The organism is Marinifilum sp. D737, from assembly GCF_026672275.1.
Lineage (GTDB): Bacteria > Bacteroidota > Bacteroidia > Bacteroidales > Marinifilaceae > Marinifilum.
The window spans coordinates 39770-59530 of sequence record NZ_JANQCD010000008.1 but is presented as its reverse complement, the minus strand read 5'-3'; the positions used below and the strand labels follow the sequence as shown (position 1 = coordinate 59530).

13 protein-coding genes are annotated in these 19761 nt (G+C 35.3%); 10 read left to right on the top strand and 3 right to left on the bottom strand.

Translation table 11 applies throughout. The annotated features are described in order from the left end of the window. Window positions 1–82: 82 nt before the first annotated feature. From NQ163_RS07040 to NQ163_RS07030, 3 genes are all read left to right on the top strand, one after another. Complete coding sequence (locus NQ163_RS07040) at window positions 83–766, top strand: hypothetical protein (protein WP_268189590.1); 684 nt, start codon at window positions 83–85, stop codon at window positions 764–766. Between the two features lie 191 nt (window positions 767–957). Next, the gene (locus NQ163_RS07035; RefSeq protein ID WP_268189589.1) at window positions 958–1821 is read left to right on the top strand and encodes an ABC transporter ATP-binding protein; all 864 of its coding nucleotides are present in this window, start codon (window positions 958–960) and stop codon (window positions 1819–1821) included. A gap of 48 nt (window positions 1822–1869) precedes the next feature. Next, window positions 1870–5502 (top strand): ABC transporter permease/M1 family aminopeptidase, encoded by a 3633-nt coding sequence (locus NQ163_RS07030; RefSeq protein ID WP_268189588.1) that lies wholly within the window; start codon window positions 1870–1872, stop codon window positions 5500–5502. 126 nt (window positions 5503–5628) lie between these two features. Here the strand turns inward: NQ163_RS07030 and NQ163_RS07025 are convergent, their stop codons facing one another. Then, a complete protein-coding gene (locus NQ163_RS07025) occupies window positions 5629–6276 on the bottom strand; it encodes a DUF5675 family protein (protein ID WP_268189587.1) in 648 nt (215 codons plus the stop codon). A gap of 999 nt (window positions 6277–7275) precedes the next feature. Between NQ163_RS07025 and NQ163_RS07020 the strand changes: the two genes are divergently transcribed. From NQ163_RS07020 to NQ163_RS06990, 7 genes are all read left to right on the top strand, one after another. Then, window positions 7276–8880, top strand: a complete 1605-nt coding sequence (locus tag NQ163_RS07020; RefSeq protein ID WP_268189585.1) for a DUF4369 domain-containing protein — start codon at window positions 7276–7278, stop codon at window positions 8878–8880. A 33-nt stretch (window positions 8881–8913) separates the two neighbouring features. After that, window positions 8914–9639 (top strand): hypothetical protein, encoded by a 726-nt coding sequence (locus NQ163_RS07015; RefSeq protein WP_268189584.1) that lies wholly within the window; start codon window positions 8914–8916, stop codon window positions 9637–9639. 180 nt (window positions 9640–9819) lie between these two features. Then, complete coding sequence (locus NQ163_RS07010; protein ID WP_268189583.1) at window positions 9820–10398, top strand: porin family protein; 579 nt, start codon at window positions 9820–9822, stop codon at window positions 10396–10398. Between the two features lie 164 nt (window positions 10399–10562). Next, window positions 10563–11393: a nitroreductase family protein gene (locus NQ163_RS07005; RefSeq protein WP_268189582.1), complete on the top strand. Its 831-nt coding sequence runs from the start codon at window positions 10563–10565 to the stop codon at window positions 11391–11393. Window positions 11394–11886: 493 nt separating this feature from the next. Further along, window positions 11887–14148 carry a formate C-acetyltransferase gene (gene pflB / locus NQ163_RS07000; protein ID WP_442786024.1) on the top strand — a complete coding sequence of 754 codons (2262 nt, stop codon included), beginning with the start codon at window positions 11887–11889 and terminating at the stop codon, window positions 14146–14148. A gap of 126 nt (window positions 14149–14274) precedes the next feature. Continuing rightward, a complete protein-coding gene (pflA, locus tag NQ163_RS06995) occupies window positions 14275–15000 on the top strand; it encodes a pyruvate formate-lyase-activating protein (RefSeq protein ID WP_268189581.1) in 726 nt (241 codons plus the stop codon). 94 nt (window positions 15001–15094) lie between these two features. Further along, a complete protein-coding gene (locus NQ163_RS06990) occupies window positions 15095–15961 on the top strand; it encodes a formate/nitrite transporter family protein (protein ID WP_268189580.1) in 867 nt (288 codons plus the stop codon). 185 nt (window positions 15962–16146) lie between these two features. On the opposite strand, the gene NQ163_RS06985 is transcribed toward NQ163_RS06990, so the two are convergent. Next, window positions 16147–16851: an acyltransferase gene (locus NQ163_RS06985; protein ID WP_268189579.1), complete on the bottom strand. Its 705-nt coding sequence runs from the start codon at window positions 16849–16851 to the stop codon at window positions 16147–16149. Between the two features lie 429 nt (window positions 16852–17280). Then, window positions 17281–19362, bottom strand: a complete 2082-nt coding sequence (locus tag NQ163_RS06980; protein ID WP_268189578.1) for an ATP-binding protein — start codon at window positions 19360–19362, stop codon at window positions 17281–17283. Window positions 19363–19761 lie beyond the last annotated feature (399 nt).

The window sequence follows — 19761 nt, the reverse complement described above, 5'->3', positions numbered from 1 at the left end:
ACCCAAATTCTCTTCCTCACCCAATACATTTGCTGATATGATAATAAGAAATCCATTTACAAATTATAAAACAATTAGATTTATGAGAAAAGTATTATTTACTGCATTGGCAATTGTATTGAGTACATATGCAATTTTTGCTCAAAAGCAAGGTACCATTGTGTATGAGAACATCATTAACATCCACAAAAGTCTTGGTCCTGATCAGCAAGCATTAAAAGCTATGATTCCGGAAACTACAAGCAAAAACTTCCAATTCATTTTTAACGAAAAGCATGGTTGCCTGAAAGAATTAAAATCTGATTCTTCTAAGGGAGTTATGATTCAAATGGGTGGTAGCAAAAACAGCACATGGTTTAACTTTGAAAAGAATGTATTCCGCAATTACATTGATTTGGATGATGAACTATTCCATACCGAAACTCCAATAATAACATCCGATGCAAAACCAACAGGAAGAAGGAAAAACATTCTTGGTTATAAGTGTGATGAATACAAAAGCAGCGATGATGCATTTAGCTTTTGGGTGGCCAAAGATTTTCCTAAAAAAATAACTCCTATGCCATCTCTTTTTTTCAATGGAGCCGTGCTAGCTGTTGATAATGATCGCCTCAGTTTTAAAGCCATTTCATTTTCTAAAGATATAGACGAGAAAGAGCTAATTCCAGCTGAATCACAAGAAATCACTGAAGAACAGTTTCAGGATCTTCAGGAAGAGAAGCTAAGCGAAATGAAAGCCATGGGTGGCAAAGTTATGAAGATGTAATGAGTAATGAGTAATGAGTAATGAGTAATGCAAAGTTCGGAAGTTCACTTTATTATTCCAATTTGCTTCACTCCTTTTACCCTAATCCGATGAGTTTGAAACTTGGAGCTTGAGACTTTTCTCAGGAATTGTTCCATAGTCTCCTTACGACCTGATTCATCAACCTACTTAACAAATTAAAATAAACAATCATGCAATTAACAATCAACAACATATGTAAGACCTACCCAAATGGGGTAAAAGCATTAAACAATTTGAATTTGAACATTGGTAGTGGAATGTTTGGCCTGCTTGGTCCAAACGGAGCAGGAAAATCTTCGTTAATGCGCACCATAGCAACCCTTCAGGATCCTGATGAGGGCATCATCACTTTTAATGGTATAGATGTTTTAAAGGAAAAAGATGCTGTTAAGAAAGTCTTGGGTTACCTCCCACAGGATTTTGGTGTGTATCCCCGCATTAGCGCACAGGAATTGTTAACTCACTTTGCCGTATTAAAAGGAATTCACATTAAATCGGAACGAAAAGAAATGGTAGAGTTCCTGCTGAACCAAGTAAATCTGTATAAAAACAGAAAGAAAAGTGTTCACACCTTTAGTGGTGGCATGAAACAGCGCTTTGGAATAGCATTGGCACTATTAGGAAAACCTGAACTGATTATCGTTGATGAGCCAACAGCTGGTCTTGATCCCGCAGAACGAAATCGCTTTAACAATCTGCTTAGCGAAATTAGCGAAAACAAGGTTGTGATTCTTTCCACACACATTGTAGATGATGTGAAAGATTTGTGTAACGACATGGCCATCATAAACAATGGAGAAGTATTAGTCAATGGTCGTCCTTCCGATCTGATTACCGAATTGAATGGAAAGATATGGGAAAAACGCATCACAAAACAGGAAATTGATAATTACCAGGCAAGCTACCAATTAATCACCTCTCACTTAAACGAAGGGAAGCCATTAATTCATATCCTTCAGGAAGAGCATCCAAACAATGGCTTTGTAAATGTATCTCCTGATTTAGAAGATGTTTATTTCTCTGCAATAAAGTAAGCCAAAAGCTGACAATAGAGAGCTTAGTTTTAATTTAAAAATCATACCATGTTTTACGAAATATTCCGATTCGAATTCAAGCGTGCCATTAACCGACCCGCCATATACATTTACTGGAGCATTCTTTTCCTAATTGCATTCGCAGTTATTAATGCTGCCGGAGGAGCCATTCCAAGCATCAACATCCAATTTGGTGGTGACAATATATACATCAATGCACCAGGTATATTAGATATCTTTTTTGGTACATTTTCCTACCTGGGCATCTTTTTGGTAGCGGCTTTATGTGCCAATGTTGTATTGAAAGACTATCAACACAATACCCTTGAATTAATGTACAGTACCCCTTTGCAAAAGGTCAATTATTTGTTTGGTCGATTTAGTGCAGCTTACCTTTTAAGTATCCTTGCTTTTACCGGTGTGGGCTTCGGATTTTATGTGGGTAGTTTAATGCCCTATTTAGACCAGGCATACATTGGTCCCAACGAATGGGCTACCTACCTATATCCTTATTTCACGCGTATCATACCCAATGTATTTTTTGTTTGCACCATCTTTTTTTCATTAAGTATCCTGTTGCGCAATGCTGTTGTAAACTGGATTTCCATATTGGCACTCTATATTTTGTATGCTGTGGCCATGAAGCTGTTTCAGGATCTGGAAAGTCAAAACCTGGCTTCACTCTTAGATCCCTTTGGTATAGCAGCATCACTCAAGGTATCGGTTGGAAATTCTGCATCGGATATGAACGATACCGGAGCCAAACTGCAGAGTGTATTCCTGTACAACAGATTACTATGGGTTGGCCTTGGTGCTTTGTTAATGACATTAACCTATTTTCGATTTCAGTTTGCATATAACCTGCGCCAAATTAAACTGGGGAAACGGAATAACAGGCAAAGCAATATCGTATCAACAGAAGAAAATATGGAAAGTACAAGCAGAGAACTTCCTGAAGTATCACAAAAACAAAATACACTTCAAAGTTTACTGCAACTAACCCGCTTCGAAACCAACAAATTATTTGGAAGTGCCTATTTCTGGTTAATTTGCCTTATCATGCTAATTTTCCTTTTTGTAGCATCAAAAGGGATAGGTAAAATGTACGATACCAACACCTATCCTGTAACCTATCAGGTATTACAAATTTTCGGAGGAAGCATACAGCTCTTTATCTTTATCATTGTTCTTCTGTTCTCTGGCGATATGATTTGGCGTGATCGCGATAAGAAAATTCATGAAATCTTTCACACCTATCCTATTCCTCGCTGGATAAGCTTATTCAGCAAATTTATTGCCCTTACTGCTGGCATGGTATTTATTAATTTAATACTGATTTTATGCGGTGTTATAGCTCAAAGCATGGCCGGATATTACAATTATGAATTAGGCTTGTATTTTACATCTGTATTTGGAATACAATTCGTCAATACAATTCTACTTATGAGCATTGCCTTTCTCATTCATATTGTGATTAACAACAAATATTTAGGATACGTGTTTATTGTTCTGTATTGGGTAATTGATAAATACTTTGCCGCCATTATTTTCAAGCATCCTTTATTGATATATGCATCCGGAACCAGTGTATCTTATTCCGACATGAATGGATATGGATTTGAACTGTTCCCATACTGGGTTTTTAAACTCTACTGGTTGCTTATTGCCGGCATATTAATTATTCTTGGCAATCAGCTATTGGTAAGCCAAACTGAAAGTCACTGGAAAACCCGATTAAGCATCTTTAAGCAAAGAGTAAAAGGAAATCCTGCTAAAGGTATCTCGGTACTTGCAATTGCGGCTATTCTATTGGGTTCATTCATTTTCTACAACACAAACATAAAAGGAGATTATAAAACTCCTCATACCAAAGAATTGGAAACCGTTCGCTACGAGAAAGATTTTAAGAAATATGAAGCGATGGCTCAGCCAAAAATTACCGATGTATACCTGAATGCTGATCTTTATCCCAATAATGGAAATTTAATGGCTCAGGGGATTTATACCTTGCAAAATCTAAGCTCTTCGCCAATGGAAATTGTTTACATCAACTCAAATCGATTCATTAAGAAATTAGATTTAGACCGAAAAGCCGAATTAATTGAAAGTGATAATGAGTTTCATATTAAAATATACAAGTTGGAAACTCCATTGCAGGTTAATGAAAAACTGAAACTTAAGTTTGATTTTAAAGCTTACAATGATGGATTTACTTTAAGTGGAGCCAATAATCTCACTCAAAAGAATGGTACATTCCTATACAACTCCCTGTTCCCTTCGGTTGGATATAAAGCTGAAAGAGAATTGTCAGACAAACGTACTCGTGAAAAGCATAATTTACCAGAACGTGATATCGTAAGGAGCATTGATGATCCCCAAGGCATTAATCGACACTTTATCAGTGATGACTCACACTTTATCAATTTCGAAGCCGTGGTAAGTACTTCGGCTGATCAAACCGCCTTAACACCGGGAAAGTTGATTAAATCATGGAAAGAAAATAACAGAAACTATTTCCATTATCAATCGGAACACCCAATGATCAATTATTATGCAATTCTTTCGGGTAGGTATGAGGTGAAGACCGATCAATGGCAAGATGAGAATGGCAAAACAGTTGATTTGAGCATTTACTATCATAAGGGACACGAGTATAATCTGGACAATATGATGAATGGAGTGAAAGTGTCTCTGGAGACTTATTCCAAATGTTATTCGCCTTACCAATTCGATCAGCTTCGTATTGTTGAGTTCCCGCGATATTCAAGCTACGCCCAATCGTTCCCGAATATGATTCCTTTCTCTGAAGGCATTGGTTTCATTGCCGATTTAAGGGATCTGAACAATGAAGATGTAAAAGACGATCAGAAAACCATGGATTATCCATTCTTTGTTACTGCTCATGAAATGGCTCACCAGTGGTGGGCTCACCAGGTAGCTGCCGCCGATGTAGAAGGATCTCAAATGTTAATGGAATCCATTACTCAATACAGTGCATTGCAGTGCATGAGAACCTATTTCGATGAGGAAAGAATGAACAAATTCTTTAAGAATGAAATGTTTAGATATGTCTCTTCAAGAAAGGATGAACAACGTGCGGAACGGCCTCTTGCCAAAGTTGCCCCATACCAGCAATCTACCTATTATCAAAAAGGTGCATTGGCAATGAATGCACTTGGCAATTACCTTGGCAAAGAAAAATTCATGAATGTATTAAGTGGCTTCCTAAAGGAATATGCCTTTAAGGGTGCACCATATCCAACAACACAGGACTTAATTTCCAGAATCAAATTGGAAACTCCTGATAGTTTACAGTACTTTGTTGAGGATGCATTGGAAAAGATTACCATGTACAAAACCAATATTGATTCGGTAACATACACCCGAAACAAGGATTTCACTTATACAGTTGATGCTGTAATTGATGTGGAAAAGTACTATGTTGATGGCAAAGGAGAAGAGAGCAAAACACCATGTAATGACTACATTGAAGTAGCTGCTTTCAACTCCAGGAACAAGAAGTTGTACAATAAGAAACTGAGGTTAAAGTCAGGTAAAAACAAAGTTCAATTTACTGTAATACGTAAACCCAGCACATTAATTGTTGATCCTGACTACATGATTGTAACGAAAGATTGGGTGCGAACGCCAAAAGAAATAGATAAGAAAAAGAAAGTTTAATCAAATCATTGACTTTCACACATAATTTAACCCAGTCAGGTCGAAAAACCATTGACTGGGTTATTTTTATTTCAAGGCAATAAACTATCCCAACTTTTTTATCACTTTTCTACCATTCAAAACTTTCTAAGACTCTTCCAGATACTCCTCGGCAACCCAACCTTCTATCAAAACCTTACTCCAACCATTTTGCGATTCAAGCACTCTGGTTGGTGTTTTTTGGTTTAGAACGCCTTCCACTTCGCCACTTGGCGATTTTCGTAAATTAAGTTTATTGGCGGCTACAACAGCATTGGTCAATTGCTTTTGATTGTTCTGAGCAGGAATGCCATCAACAATCTCAATCCAAACCCCTTCTCCATCCTCCATTGCATCTACAATAATCTTATAAATTCCCTGGTAGGCCTTCACACTACTACTAACAAATCCTTCCTCAATTTGGTTGTTATTAACACCATCGCCCACCAATATGCACCCATCAGTATCTTCCTTTGTATTGCCAAAATGAATATAGACGTATTTAAAATTCGGCACATTCAACAAATGCAGCATTCCCTTGTGCATATTCGGAAACTTCTGAGTGTACCGATGATTTTGTCCCCCTTCTGTTCTAAGGGTAATTCCATAAATCCCTGCCGGGATACATGTTTCACCAAGTATTTTCTCTTCTCTCGCTGCATCTTCGAGGGTATAACAAGAAAAATACCCATCGATAAACAACATGCCCAAGGTAGAACTTTCCGACATGCTGTATCTTATCAATTGTAAATTCATCTCTTTTATAGTCAGTTAACGATATATTTCTATCTGTGAATTATATTTTAAACAGATCATTTTAAGGTGTTAAAGAGCAAGCTAAATGTCAAAATTGGGCACTTCTGAGACTTCTCCTTCAACTTTTTTTTAAATCTGTAAGTTTTCTATTGTTTTATTCTTCGATGATTTAACTTTATTTATTAGCTTTACAAGGCAAATGGCTCTGTTGTTTCTTTATGCATTGCATTTTTTGGTTTACTGACATTTACCATAGGTTTTTTTAAAATCATCAACAGAGCACATTTATTTTTCGACATTAGTGAACCTTTGGGTTTCCATGCCCATTGGTTCACTATTTATTTTCTATGCTTTCTGTTTCTACAATATTCTCCTCGACAGGTTCTTATTTAAGTATTGATATTCGAAACCATAGTTACGCAATCTTCTGCGAACTTCACTTACCCCTCGCACGAAATTCCAGGCACTTTCTTAATTATGAAAATGGTTTAAGATGAAAAAATATTTCTAATGAAAATTACACACAAACCCTTTGGTAAAAAATCCAAACACATATTATATACTCAAAATACGCTTGTATAAAAATCCAAATCCTTTATTAACATCTAAAATCGATTTGTATTTCTGTCTCCCTGGAGTCTATCAAGATACATCAGCCTGTATCTTGGGAATTTATACTTCGAAAAAGTTGATTGGAAAATTTAATTTGCATTAGCATAATAAGTCTATTTAAGAATTCACCTATCACCTCTACCCAACATATTCTTTCTTGAAAACGATAATGAAGTTATAATTAATGCAAGAAAACAACAAATGTTTTAACATTAATTTTGTTAATCCTATTTTGAATCATTTAATATTACTAAAAGTTTCGTTTTCATTTTTATGATTTCTTGTGTAAAGGACAGATGTTGTGTACATTTAGTGATTTGAGAGAAATATTAATCTTTAACTGAAGCAATTCTTTAATCAAATCACAAAAACCAAAACACCCAAAAGATGAAAAGGACCCTATTAATTTTAACTGTATTGATGGCTTTATTTATGGCTGGAAAATCCATCGAAAAAAACACCCCTTTTGTTCTAAATGGTCACATTAATGGCATAAGTAAAGGAGAGATTGTGTTGTTAACATTTGCAGAAAAAGGCTATCAAACAGACACGAGTAAAATTGTAAATGGAAATTTTCAATTTAAAGGTTACTATCCCAAACTACTTATGGGAACATTGCGATTAAAACTTAAACGCAATGGCAAAGAGGTGGTTCTAAAGAAACAGGTAATGCTTGAGAATGTAAAAATGGGTTTTAATGGATCTGTAAATGACTTTGAGAATGCCAAAATTACCGGTTCTGTTATTCACAACGACTACGAGCGCTGCAAATCTGGTAAAAAACAAATTCGTCTAAAATACGAAAGAATAAAGAAGACCTTTCCTAAGTACAATCCCAATGCTAGTGATAAGGATAAAAAGGCATTACAGGCAAAATATGCCAAACATAAAAAGGAGCTTAATGCTGCAATTAAGCAATACGAAAAAGATTTTATGCAGAAGAATCCCAATGCACTTTACTCAGGGTATTTATTTGAAAGAGCAACCATTTTCAGATCTTATGAGCAGCTATACGAATTGGTGAAAGATTTGCATCCTGATTTAAAGAAACAGCCTTATGTAGCCAAGGTAATCAACAATGTTGAAAATATGCGTCGACTAGAAATTGGCTTGGATAAGATTATGGATGGAGTTCGTCCGGTTTCGTACCAGGTAGATAAAGAATACAAAGGAAAACGTGTATTGGATGTAATTTATTTGGCAAACTTTACAAATAACCAGCTTTGTGCTCTTAAAAAGGATGGAACCATCTTGATTTTAGATGAAGCAGGAAAAATTACAAAACGATTTAAACTTTCCATTTCAGGCAAGCCTACTGCAATTTCTGTCGATAGCGAAGACAATATCTATGTACTATCGAGCAAAATGAAACTTGTGAAGAAGAAGATTCGTGGCAGAATGGTATCGAAAGAATTACCTGTTGGCGTAGGATGTCAAATTTTCTCGAAAGAAGGTGAAGAAATTAGTAAGTACAAACTATCAGGAGTTCATATCGCTTCGGGCAGCCGTGTTGTAGATCAACATCTGATCGTATCGGATTGCAAACTAAAGAAGATTCAAATTCATGATAGAACATCAGGCGAACTTTTAAAGGAAATAGACGACATGCGTGCATGCTGTGGTATTCTAGATTTCTCTGTAAACCAAAAAAAGGAAATTATTGTGGCCAATTTAGGAGCATTCAGAGTTCAAGGTTTCGATTACAATGGAAACAGTTTAATGGCATTTGGCAAACGCGGGAAAGAGTTAGGTGATTTTCATGGATGCTGTAATCCTGTAAGTGTTGCTACCCTATCGAACGGAGCAATTGTTACCGTAGAGAAAGATCCTACCCGAATAAAAGTATACAGTAATAAGGGTGCAAAGCAAATCGAAGGCATCGAAGAACTGGTAAAAGGTTGCACTTACATTCCTATGATTGTTGACAACAAAGACAATCTTTACCTGGCATCAGAGGAAAAAGGAATTGTGAAATGTAGTGCGGTAAAATAAGATTAGATAGAGTTTTAAAAATAAAAAAATAGAATGCAGGAAGAAACAATCATCATCGTATTTGCAGCAATAATTGCCATCGTATTATTATTGGTATTTTTCTTTAGTAAAAAAGCAATGATCAAGCGTAAACTAAAAAATTCAGAACTCAAAAGACTTTCCAGTTTCAGAAGTGGAGAAACAGCAAGAATAGTTGGAAAAGTAGAATTTGTTGACACTCCTTTAATTGCTCCTCTTACCGGACGAAAATGCTCCCTTTATCATGTACTGATTGAGCAAGAAAGGTCAACAGGAAAAAGCTCAACATGGGATACCCTTGTTGATGAGGAAAGACACTGCAAATACGTGATTAAAGATGGCAGCAAATATGCTTACATTAACGATACACTCTTAAAATCATACATTGTTGAGGATGCCAAGTACAAATCAGGCTTTTTGAATGATCCTACCGAGAATATGGAGTCTTTCTTAAGTAGTAAAGGAATAGATACAACTGGTTTCTTTGGATTTAACAAAACACTAAGGTGCAAAGAGGGAGTTTTGGAAAAAGACGAAGAAATTGCTGTATTTGGTCATGGAGAATGGAAAGAGGCTTTAGAATTAGGCCTTCCAGCAAAATATGGCCAGGTTCTCGAAATTACTGCTACGGGTGATGAAGCCATTTACCTTAGCGATGATCCTGATACAACCGAGGAAAAAGAAGCCAATATAAATTCATCAAGTAAACATGAGGTAAAAAGAGGTCGATATAGAAAGTAAAGATTGATGACTTCACTCCAATCTACGATGTAATTTCATCATGTAAATTAGCATCAAGAATATTTAACTTGACAAAGGCTTATCTCCTATTCATCAATTAAGGACATTTTCATATTGTACAACACGAATTAAAACATATGTATTTTGTATGTTTACTTCACTAATTAAAAAACAAATCACATGAAAAAAATTTTACTACTAGTTGCTGTACTATTTGTTGGTACAAGTTTATTTGCACAAGATGTTAAATTCGGTTTAAAAGGTGGATTAAACTTTGCAAACTTTAAAGGAGATGATATTGATGATTCTGATGTAAAAACAGATATCTTTATAGGTGCTTTCGCAAGATTTGCTATTGATGAAAAACTTGCATTCCAGCCTGAATTGGTATATTCTCGACAAGGCTTTAAAATGGATGGCAACGGTTCTGATGTCACATGGAAATCAAACTACCTTAACATTCCATTGTTACTTCGAGCTAGCTTAGCTGAGAAATTTCATGCTATAGCAGGTCCTCAAATTGGTATTCATTTAAGTTCTGAAGCTGAAGTTGATTCAGGCGATGCAACTATTAGTGGTGATGCAGATGACCAAATGAAAGGATTAGATTTAGGACTAGCACTAGGTTTTGAATATGATATATCTGAAAAAGTTGCTTTAGGCTTGCGATATAATCTAGGGTTATCAAATATTATCGATGAAGATGATGCTAAAGTTCAAAACTCTGTAATCCAATTGGGCGTATCTGTTGCTTTCTAAAACTCCGCAACATTAAGATATTAAACCTGTCTGCTTGGGCAGGTTTTTTTGTGCAATAAAGTCAAATCAAAAATTACGTACTTCCTATACCTATAATGCAAGAAGTATTCTATTTTTGTCGCGAATTTCCATTTGGAAAATAGAAGAATTGAAAATCAAAAGAAATGATCGACTTTAAACTTGCAGAAGACAAGTGTATTGAATGTGGCCTATGTAAAGAGGATTGTCCGGTAGGAATTATCAACCTTACACCCAAGGCTTCCATTGCTAAAGAGAAAGAAAGGAATTGTATGAAATGTCAGCACTGTTTGGCCATTTGCCCAACGGCTGCTATTTCGATATTAGGCAAAAAGCCTGAAGATTCAGTTTCGTGTAAAGCTGAAATGCCATCGGCTCAGGCCATGAATAATCATATTAAAACCAGAAGATCGGTTCGTAAATTTAAAGATGAAAATCTGGATCAGGAATTGATTCAGGAATTGATGGAAACAGCATCACATGCACCAACGGGCCACAATGACAATGCCGTATTGTTTTCATTAATCGACAACAAAGAAGATATTATCATTTTCCGTGAAGCAGTTTATAATGCAGTTAAAAAAGCATCTGCAGAAGGAAATCTTCCTAAAAAGTATGCCATGCTTGCTTCATTCCAAAAACTTTGGGAAAAAGCTGGTGTTGATATCATTTTTAGAAATGCACCTCACATGCTTATTGCAACAGCTCCAGCTAAAGATGCATCACCAAAAATGGATTCATCGATTACCCTAACATATTTTGAATTTGCAGCCAATGCTAATAATGTGGCTACACTTTGGAATGGCATGATTACCTGGGTTATTGAAGAAATTGATCCTACTTTGAGAGACTTGATTGGAATCCCACAGGATCATTCTATAGGTTACACCATGATATTCGGAAAAGCGGGTGTAAAATATGCACGTGGAATTCAATCTGATGGATTGCATTTAAATAAAATTAACTTAAAAAATTAAGCCTAATTACCACAGCCTCGTCTCCATAAAACGAGGCTTTTTTTGTACATTCATAGTCTTTATATTAATTCCCATCTGGGTAAGAGTTTTTAGTATAGTCAGTTCATTTTTTTAACATGACTTTCACTTAACAAAGGCATGTTAAATAGTATTTTTCTTTCAATCATTCAATTTTTATAAAAGCAGAACTCTCTTCAATTAGATTGATTCTAAATTGAGTGTTTTCACATTGCAATCTCGACATTGCAAAACTCTAAGAATACCAGAAACTTTAGCCTTCCGAAAAGCTTTGCATAAGCAATATCATAACATCTTGGTATTGCGTAACAAAAAAATAGTCTGTTCCTTTGCGCTCTGAATGGAAAACGGACAAGTTTATCTTGTTTTTTTTCTGTGTTGAGATTGTCAATTTTGACAATCAAAAACAAAATATAATTTTAAACACAACCATTTCAAGTTCAAATTCAACGCTAAGGATTTGAATTAATCATGATTGAAGAAATTCAATCAAAGAAAACTATTATCTGCAATGGTAAAAATGCAATTTAAAGCCGGTGAATGGCAAAAGACAATTAACGTTAGAGATTTCGTTAGTAACAATTTAACCTCATACACTGGGGATGCATCATTCCTAACAGGAGCTACAGAGCGCACAAAGCAATTGTGGCAAATGTGTCTTGATGCTGTAAAAGAAGAACGTGCAAACAATGGTGTTCGCTCAATCGACACAGAAACTGTTTCAACAATCGCTTCTCACGGTGCAGGATATATTGACCAATCTTTAGAGGTTATCGTAGGACTACAGGCAGACGAATTGCTTCGCAGAGCAATGAAACCATATGGTGGTATTGCCGTGGTTGAAAAAGCTTGTACAGAACAAGGTCTTGAAGTATCAGATCGTGTTAAAGATATTTTCCGAAATTTTGCAAAAACTCACAATGATGGGGTTTTTGATGCTTATACAGCTGAAATTCGTAAGTTCCGTTCATTAGGATTCCTTACAGGTTTGCCAGATAACTATGCTCGTGGTCGTATTATTGGTGACTACCGTCGTGTAGCTCTATACGGTATCGATCGTTTGATCGAAGCTAAAAAAGAAGATTTGGCTGGTTTGAATGGTCCAATGACTGACGAAACAATCCGTTTACGTGAGGAAGTTGCTGAGCAAATCAAAGCTTTGGGTCAAATCAAAGAATTAGGTGCTAAGTATGACTTGGAATTAGGTCGTCCTGCTGAAACTGCACAGGAAGCTATCCAATGGGTTTACATGGGATACCTTGCTGCTGTAAAAGAGCAAGATGGTGCTGCAATGTCACTAGGTAACGTTTCTACTTTCCTTGATATTTATATCCAAAGAGATTTGGAAGAAGGAACAATTACTGAAGAGTTCGCACAGGAAATGATTGACCAATTCGTAATGAAATTGCGTATGGTTCGTCACCTTCGTATGAATGCTTACGATGAGATTTTCGCAGGTGACCCAACCTGGGTAACTGAGTCGATTGGTGGTAGAACTTTGGATGGAAGATCAAAAGTTACCAAGACTTCTTTCCGTTTCTTGAACACTCTTTACACATTAGGTCCATCACCAGAGCCAAACATGACTGTTCTTTGGTCTGATCAATTACCAGAAGGATTCAAGAAATTCTGTGCTCAGGTTTCTATCGATACTTCATCAATCCAGTACGAGAATGACCAGTTGATGACAGACACTCGTAAGTCTGATGACTACGGTATTGCTTGTTGTGTATCCTACCAGGAAATTGGTAAGCAAATTCAATTCTTTGGTGCTCGTTGTAACTTGGCTAAAACTTTATTGCTTGCCTTGAATGGTGGTCGTTGTGAGAAAACTGGTACTCAGTTGATCAATGGTATTCCTGCAATGAAAAGCGATGAGTTGAATTACGAAGAAGTAATGGCAAACTACACAATCGCAATGAGAGAAATGGCTCGTGTTTACAATGAGTCAATGAACATCATTCACTACATGCACGATAAGTATTACTACGAAAAGGCTCAAATGTCATTGGTAGATACTAATCCTGCTATCAACCTTGCATACGGTATTGCTGGTCTTTCAATTGTTGCTGACTCACTTTCTGCAATTAAAAATGCAAAAGTAACTGCAGTTCGTAACGAAGAAGGTTTGACTTGTGACTTTAAAATTGAAGGTGACTTCCCATACTATGGTAACGATGATGATCGTGTAGACTGTTTTGCAGTTGAGATTCCTAAGATTTTCAACGGTTTGTTGAAAGAGCTTCACACATATAAGAATGCAGAACCAACTATGTCTATCCTAACCATTACTTCTAACGTAGTTTATGGTTTGAAGACAGGTGCTACTCCTGACGGTAGAGCTGCTGGTGTGCCATTTGCACCAGGTGCTAACCCAATGCACGGACGTGACACCAACGGTGCAATTGCTTCATTGAACTCTGTAGCAAAAATCAACTACGAAGATTCATTAGATGGTATCTCTAACACATTCTCAATCGTTCCTAAGTCGTTAGGTGCAACTGCTGATATCCGTCAGGATAACTTGGTAACCATGATGGATGCTTATTTCATCAAAGGTGCTCACCACTTGAACGTAAACGTATTGAATCGTGAGATGTTGGAAGATGCTATGGAGCGTCCAGAAGAATATCCACAGCTAACAATTCGTGTATCAGGATACGCAGTTAACTTTGTACGTTTGACTCGTGAGCAGCAACTTGAGGTAATCTCTCGTAGCTTCTTCGAAAAAATGTAAGAACGTTTTTCTACTTATATACCGAGATCCGGGAACACTTTGTGCTTTCCGGACTCGTTTTTTATTTAAGATATGAATCTGGATAACATCTGAAGGATTCATTAACTAAACAACTAACTCTCAACAATGTTAAACGTTCATTCATTCGAATCTCTTGGTACTTATGATGGTCCAGGTATTCGTCTTGTTGTATTCCTTCAGGGCTGTGCATTTAAGTGTTTATACTGTGCAAACCCAGATACCATTAGCTTTAAAGGAGGTACTCCTACTCCACTCGATGAAGTGATGAGAAAAGCACGAAACCAACGTCCATTTTTTGGGAAGCTTGGAGGAGTAACCATTTCGGGAGGTGAGCCATTATGGCAAGCTGCTGAATTGAAGAAACTATTCAAGCAGCTTAAAGAGGAAGATTTCAATACTTGTATCGACACCAATGGCAATGTTCTTAACGATGATGTGAAAGAATTAATCTCAAATACTGATCTGGTTTTACTAGATGTTAAGCACATTAATCCAGATTTACATGTAAAGCTAACCGGTAAAAGGAATGATACAACCCTAAAATTTGCCAAACATCTTCGTGACGAAAATATTCGAACCTGGATGCGCTACGTTTTGGTTCCTGGTTATTCTGATCAACCAGAATATTTACATGAAATGGGTAAATATTTTCAAGAATATGAAAATATTGAAAAACTTGAAATTCAGCCTTATCACAAATTGGGTGTTCACAAATACGAGCATCTAAAATGGGAATACAAATTAGAAGGAGTTCCCGAAAATACCACAGAACAGCTAAATACTGCCAAAGAAATTCTTGGTCAGTATTTTAAAGAAGTAATTATTAATTAGTACCGAACCTAGTGCTGAGTAAATAGTAACCGGAAAATATCAAATAAAAATAGGATAGCTGGTTACTATCAACTGAACTACTAAATAAAATAACATGTCATTTCAAGAAACCACAGAAGTCATTGAGGTGGTAAAACCAAAATCTGCAACATCTGTAGTAACGCCTCAAGTTTCAACCGGCTTTAATTCTCCGAAAGAAACTGTGGAAGAAGTTAACCATACAGCTGAAGCAAAGAAAGTAATGCCTGCTAAGAAAACCTTTGTATTGGCAATTTTAGCAGGAGGATATATTGCAATGGGTAGCTTATTAGCCTTGGTTGTTGGTGGAGCAATGCCAGGCCTAGCAGCAAGCAACCCGGGATTACAAAAGTTCTTTTTTGGAGCAGTTTTCCCATTGGGTTTAATACTTTGCGCGGTAGCTGGAGCTGAATTATTTACAGGAAATACAGCTTATTTCATTCCTTCGGTACTATCAAAAAGAATGTCTGTAAAGGTACCATTAAAGAATTGGGCTATTGTTTATTTCGGTAATTTTATTGGATCGATGATTGTTGCCTATTTCCTGGTTTATCTAACTCAGGCAATTATGCATTCACCATCTGTAGATTCTGCAATCAATATCGCAATTGCAAAAACTTCAAATCCGTTCTACAAAACTTTCCTAAAAGGAATAGCATGTAACTGGATGGTAGCTTTGGCAATGTGGCTAGCCTATGCATCAAAAGACATTGCCAGCAAAATCTTAGGAATTTGGTTCCCGGTAATGGCATTCGTAGCTATGGGATTTGAACACTGTGTTGCCAACATGTTCTTTATTCCGGTTGCTATATTTCATGGTGCGGACATTACCTGGATGGATTTCATTGTTAAAAACCTGATTCCTGCAACCTTAGGTAATATTGTTGGAGGCGCACTATTTGTAGGTACTGCATACTGGTATGTATACGATAAAAAGAAATAGTTGTAAGATAACAACAGTTTACAGCATTTAAATAAAACAACACAAACAAATACTTACACACACACACTAAACACATATGCCTATGATATAATTTATTTCTGTTATTTAATTCACAAAGAGCCATTGAAAATAATCAATGGCTCTTTTTATAATATTAACCTAGTTTCGACTTAAAATTCAACTAGCTAAAAATTAGCTACCATATCATCAAACCCATTAAACATGGCAACATGATTATGCTTATAACAATCATAGTTATTTTCCATTTCTTGTCTCAATTTTCGATTCGATCTTTTATCTAAAGATTCAAGAAATTCATCGATCTTATCGCCATTAATAAATAATGAATACTCTTTTTTAAAATCTTCAACAGTAGGAGTTCTATTCTCTACATTCTTAATGTGATGATAATACTCCTTCATTTCTTCCATGTATTTTCTTCTTGATCTTTCGTAGTATTCATCCAGCGAGCACACAGGTTTAGCAGGTCTGCCTACAGCAATACAGTTTGATGGAATATCCTTTGAAACCAGAGAACCATGTCCAATAAATACATTGTCACCAATGGTCACACCTTTAAGAACTGTAACCCTACGGGCAAAAGAAACATTATTTCCAATTTTTACTTTTCCGATAGAATAAGGCATATAATCCTTATATTTCACCCTGTACAATCTTGATACCGCATCATGTGTTAGGAGTGTAAAATATTTATTGAAAAATACATTGTCCCCAATTTCTATCAAAGATGGCTTTGATAAATCAAAATCCAAGGTCTTTCTATTCTTAAAATTAACATTCTTGCCAATTTTAACACCTTTCTTTAAAAGATATCGGTGAAATCGCTCTTTTGAGCTAATTGCAAATAAGTATTGAAGCTTACGGATCATATAAAATTGCTATAATTTGAACGGCAAAAATAAAAGTTCCATAAAAATCACAATGCTTTTTTAACAAGTTTTTTTTCATTGCAAAGCCCTATAAATTCAGCATAAACACTATGTTTAGCAGCATAATCTTATAGAAATTGAAAGTATAAAAATCAAATTCCAGCAATTTTCGCCTTAAACCTACTCATCGACATGCAATTAAAATATTACTCAACATTTTCAACTTCTTAACACAATCTTACATTTATTTACTTTTACATGAATTATTAAATTAAGCATTAGTTTTGTCAAAAAATAAAGGAGTTTCATCAATTGATCTGAAAAACTTCGTTTCCTAGTGATTTGAATACTCAATATTCACATTTTTAATCGTGTAGTATAGATATAAGTACTAAAAAAAGCCATTGAAAGATCAATGGCTCTATGTATTTATCTCCTTTTACTGCTGAATACTCTTATCGGTAAAGTAAAATAGAAGCTTGTACCAACTCCAACTGCAGATTCACACCAAATTTCTCCCCCTAGCAGTTCAACCAAACCTTTCGAAATAGATAATCCGAGGCCTGTTCCACTATTGTTCTCCATTCCCTGATTTTTAACCTGTAAAAATCGATCGAATATATTCTCTATTTGGTCTTCAGGAATTCCAACCCCAGTATCCTTAACTTCAAACAACAAAGAAGTATGATCTCGTTTCGAACAATGAATTCGAACTGATCCTTTGTCTGTATACTTACAAGCATTTCCTACCAGGTTGATTAGGATTTGCTTTAATCTTACCTCATCAGTATATAAATTTTCATTTACTTCATCCAAATCAATTTGTGTGCTCAACTCGATACTTTCATTGGTTATTTTGTCATGATTTTCAAAAAATTCCTTAAGCGTTTCAATTAACTTTTTAACATTAACTTCCTCATTGTATAAATTAATTTGCTCACTCTCAATCATGGAAATATCCATAATATCATCAATTATTTTTTGTAAATAATCCGAGCTCTGCTGAATAAAATCACTATACTTAAGTTGCTTATCTCTAGTTATATTGGGCATAGTTAACAAGGATGAAAAACCAACGATACTATTCATAGGAGTTCTAATTTCGTGTGACATATTGGCAAGAAACTGGGTTTTTAAATGATCAGCATTCTCAGCAATTTTTATTGCTTCTTTAAGCTGCTCTTCCCTTTCAATTTGCATTGATATGTCATTCATTATTCCCAACATTCGGTAGGCCTTATTGTCTTTATCTTTAAGAAAAGTCCCCTTGTCATTTATTGGAACATAAGAACCATCCTTTCGTTTGTACCTGTATATTACATCGTAATTTTCTCCATTCGCAATAGATTGTTCCAACATTTTTTTTGCTTCAGTAACATCATCAGGATGCACCAAGCTTTCCCAATCTTTTATTGTAACCGACTCATATTCTTTAGGTGTTAAACCAATAGTTCTCTCCAAATCTCCCGACCAATAAATCCTATCATTCAGCAAGTTATAATCATATACTATTTGGCCTTTTTGCTCTGCAACAATTCTATATTTTTCTTCACTTTCTCGTAATGAGTTTTCTGCAATCAGTCTTTGTTTAAGTTCTTTATTTAGTTCTGAAGTACTTCTCTTTACCAATTTTTGCAACCTTCGGTTAAAAAATAATACAACTGAAAATACGATTAAAAAAACCAGAATGATAGCACTCGACCAATACCAAAAGTTTTTACGTTCCCAAAATTCACGAGTCGAAAGAAAAACCCAATCTTTACGTATTTTGTTTTTTTCAGCTCTATCAATCGAACGAATTGTTTTGTTCAGGATATCTCTTAGAATTGGCATGTCATCGCGAACTCCCATTGCTATTTCATAGGTAAACCCGACATTACCTGCCACATGGAGCTTCACAATCCCCAAATTCTCTAAATGAAATGAAGCCGATCCCAAATCCACAACCATTACATCCGTTTCATTGAAAACCAATTTTTTTAATCCTGTTAAATCATCTGGTACTACATCTAAATCTAATTCAGGATAATTTTTCACCAAATATTCATGTACTGCAAACATATTACTTACACCAACCTTTTTTCCCAGTAAATCATTAATTGCCAATTTTTTGCTTTTATTACTAATAATTACTGCAGGTGATTTATAGTAAGGTTCTGTAAAAAGTAAATACTTACTACGTTGTGGAGTTTTTGCTATAGAAGTTGCAATTTCCACTTTTTTATTCTTAATAAAATTTAGATTTTCTTCCAAGCTGTTACGATGTGTTCGAATAAACTTGATATTTAGTTTCTTTTCAATTAAATCTAAATAATCATCAGAAATACCAACAACCTCATCTTTTGAGTTGAGAAAATCAAGAGGTGCAAACAAAGGATCTTGAACTACCCTAATTGAATCGCCATTCTCTAAAAGCCATTTTTGTTCATCCTTATTTAAGAAACTAGCTATTTTCTCGTTGCTACAGCCAAACAAAAAAATAATTGATATTAATTGGAATACATATTTCATCTAGGTGGAGTTCTTTTAGACCTACTAAATTTAAACATCAACTTCAACAATTACAAATACATGATATTAACTTATCATCTTTATTAATCAGACTAACTTTTCTTGGTGTCCATATTCTAATAAATGTCCTATTAGAGCTAAAAATCTATGCACAATCACTCAGGCATAATATTTCATTAAATTCTCAGCACACTTAAAACACTCAAAATGCATCACTAGTATCTGATAATCTGACAAAAAGAATTCCACAAGAATATTTAAGAAAACTTATAATCTATATGATTCCTCATGCTTTTATGCCTAAATAAAATTAGAGTATACTTAATGTCCAAAACTTAGTATACTTCTTGTTGAAGACTTAGTATGCTTCTTGTTGGAGACTTAGTATGCTAAGTTTTT

Coding starts and splice junctions, on each gene's coding strand:
- NQ163_RS07040 (WP_268189590.1), top strand. CDS start 83: ATGAGAAAAGTATTATTTACTGCATTGGCAATTGTATTGAGTACATAT.
- NQ163_RS07035 (WP_268189589.1), top strand. CDS start 958: ATGCAATTAACAATCAACAACATATGTAAGACCTACCCAAATGGGGTA.
- NQ163_RS07030 (WP_268189588.1), top strand. CDS start 1,870: ATGTTTTACGAAATATTCCGATTCGAATTCAAGCGTGCCATTAACCGA.
- NQ163_RS07025 (WP_268189587.1), bottom strand. CDS start 6,276: ATGAATTTACAATTGATAAGATACAGCATGTCGGAAAGTTCTACCTTG.
- NQ163_RS07020 (WP_268189585.1), top strand. CDS start 7,276: ATGAAAAGGACCCTATTAATTTTAACTGTATTGATGGCTTTATTTATG.
- NQ163_RS07015 (WP_268189584.1), top strand. CDS start 8,914: ATGCAGGAAGAAACAATCATCATCGTATTTGCAGCAATAATTGCCATC.
- NQ163_RS07010 (WP_268189583.1), top strand. CDS start 9,820: ATGAAAAAAATTTTACTACTAGTTGCTGTACTATTTGTTGGTACAAGT.
- NQ163_RS07005 (WP_268189582.1), top strand. CDS start 10,563: ATGATCGACTTTAAACTTGCAGAAGACAAGTGTATTGAATGTGGCCTA.
- pflA (WP_268189581.1), top strand. CDS start 14,275: ATGTTAAACGTTCATTCATTCGAATCTCTTGGTACTTATGATGGTCCA.
- NQ163_RS06990 (WP_268189580.1), top strand. CDS start 15,095: ATGTCATTTCAAGAAACCACAGAAGTCATTGAGGTGGTAAAACCAAAA.
- NQ163_RS06985 (WP_268189579.1), bottom strand. CDS start 16,851: ATGATCCGTAAGCTTCAATACTTATTTGCAATTAGCTCAAAAGAGCGA.
- NQ163_RS06980 (WP_268189578.1), bottom strand. CDS start 19,362: ATGAAATATGTATTCCAATTAATATCAATTATTTTTTTGTTTGGCTGT.